Origin of the sequence: Burkholderia sp. Ac-20392 (genome assembly GCF_017104585.1) — a bacterium.
GTDB classification, from domain to species: domain Bacteria; phylum Pseudomonadota; class Gammaproteobacteria; order Burkholderiales; family Burkholderiaceae; genus Burkholderia; species Burkholderia lata.
Genome location: NZ_JAAGPB010001073.1, coordinates 1 through 855 on the forward strand (window position 1 = coordinate 1; position 855 = coordinate 855).

The following is an 855-nucleotide window of genomic DNA, read 5'->3' on the forward strand; positions in this document are numbered from 1 at the left end:
TCCGCCCGTCGTCGACGTAATGGCGATCGTCTTCATCGGGCCGCCTCGCTACCACGCTCGCCGCGTTCCGCATCGGGCAGCAGCCGCCCGCGCAGCGCAACCGGCACGAGTTCGCAGGGCACGGCGTCGCGCCGGTCGATGCCGCGCGGCGCATGAAAGCCGCGGCCGATACCGAGGTGCTGCGCGACGATCCACACGGGCACCGCGATTACGATGCCGACGATGAAACCGATGACGATGACGGCGATCATGCGACCCCCTGCTTGCGCAGCGGCATCGCGCTGCGAACGGCGCTGCGCTTGCGCGCGGCGGGAATGACGGGTTCCGGCGCCGATGCGTCGGCGGCCGCGGCCGTCGGTGTCGCACCGATCGCATCGATCGCATCGAGCGCGACGATCGTATCGATTGCGTCGATCGCGCGGCTCACTTCGCTCGCGTCGGGCAACGCCGCGCCGGGATCGGTGCGCGCGGACGGGGTGCGCGTCGCGCCCGCCGGCTGCGTGGCCGCGAACAAATCGCTGTAGTCGGCGATCGGCGCGCGCCGGTTCTCGGCCTTCAGCGCATTGAGCTCGGTGTCGATGCTGCCGTGCCCGAGGCACACGACACGGTCGGACAGCGCGTCGACCGGCACGTCGAAGATGCGCGCGAGCGCGTCCTCCGCATCGGCCGGTTCGCACGCGAACAGGAACACGTACAGGTGCGCGGCATCGGCCGTCACGACGTCGCCCGCGCGGCGCGGCCGGCAAAACCGCAGCGCGTCGACGTGCGACACGCCCGGCAGCAGCGAGATCTTCGCGAGCGTGTGCGGCAGCGCGAGCACGGCGCCGCGATCGAGCACCGCGCGAATCCGCAGGC

Annotated in this window: 2 protein-coding genes; both read right to left on the minus strand. The window is 71.8% G+C overall.

What is annotated here, in order from left to right; all coding sequences use genetic code 11:
- Positions 1-32: 32 nt before the first annotated feature.
- A complete protein-coding gene (locus tag G3N99_RS40840) occupies positions 33-251 on the minus strand; it encodes a hypothetical protein (RefSeq protein WP_174934682.1) in 219 nt (72 codons plus the stop codon).
- A partial coding sequence (locus G3N99_RS40845) for a BcsE family c-di-GMP-binding protein (protein WP_277396507.1) occupies positions 248-855 on the minus strand: 608 nt, incomplete at its 5' end. The genes G3N99_RS40845 and G3N99_RS40840, both read right to left, overlap by 4 nt.